This window comes from Streptococcus australis (assembly GCF_019930045.1).
GTDB lineage: Bacteria > Bacillota > Bacilli > Lactobacillales > Streptococcaceae > Streptococcus > Streptococcus australis_D.
This window is the reverse complement of the sequence record NZ_JAHZQQ010000118.1, coordinates 1-880: the sequence shown is the minus strand read 5'-3', so window position 1 is coordinate 880 and position 880 is coordinate 1. Positions and strand designations below refer to the sequence as shown.

Genomic DNA, 880 nt, shown 5'->3' with positions numbered 1-880 from the left:
AAGTGCAACAAAGTCATTCCTCTGATTAAGCGAGTGTTCTTCCAGCTGTTTGAGCTAGCTCAAACAGCTTTTTTGCGGACTGATAGTTATGAATTCGCCTTGGTCTTTCGTTGATAGCTTTGGTGTAGTCTTCTAAAAGCTTTAGATCTAAATCTTTTAGTGAAACTCCCTTTGGAATAAACTCTCTCAGCAATCCGTTGAAATTCTCATTCGTACCTCGTTCATAAGATGAATAGGCATGAGCAAAATAAACATCCAATTCCTCTATCTCGTTCAAGGATGAAAATTCACTTCCATTGTCCGCAGTGATGGACTGAATGGGATAATGTTTCATACACTCCAATACTGCTTGATTCACATACTCGGCCTTCTTCTCAATAAGTTTCCTTGTAACAGCGTAACGTGTTTGTCGTTCGACTAAGGTCAGAACAGAAGGTTCTCCGACGGTCTTTCCCCCCAGAACAGAGTCGATTTCCCAATCACCAAAGCGGGAACGATTATTGATTTCCTCAGGTCTTTCTTCAATTGACTTTCCTAGATGTTTCTTAGTCGAAGGACGCTTGGTAACCTTCTTCCGAATCCGTACAGCTCTAGGTAGATCAATGGTCTTAATCTCTAATAAACCCTGATGGATATAGTGATAGAGCGTCTTGGTAGAAGGAACAATCTCGTTTACATGTTGGAGTTTATAGGTGTGAACGAAGGTATCAACGCTATGCACTCTTGATTTTTCTTTCATAGCTTCTGTAAATTCTGCCAGAAAGTCATCGGAAATGTGATCCAGTTTCAGATAATAACTAGCCTTTCTGGCCTGACGATAACGATTTTGGGCAGCATCTGCATAATAGTGTTGGTAGTAGACCTTCTTATTATTAATTTG

Annotated in this window: 1 protein-coding gene; it reads right to left on the bottom strand. The window is 40.2% G+C overall.

Annotated features, from left to right (window positions below):
• Window positions 1-25 precede the first annotated feature (25 nt).
• Window positions 26-880 (bottom strand): IS30 family transposase (locus tag K1J10_RS10520; protein WP_223357340.1); only part of this gene is annotated, 855 nt, incomplete at its 5' end.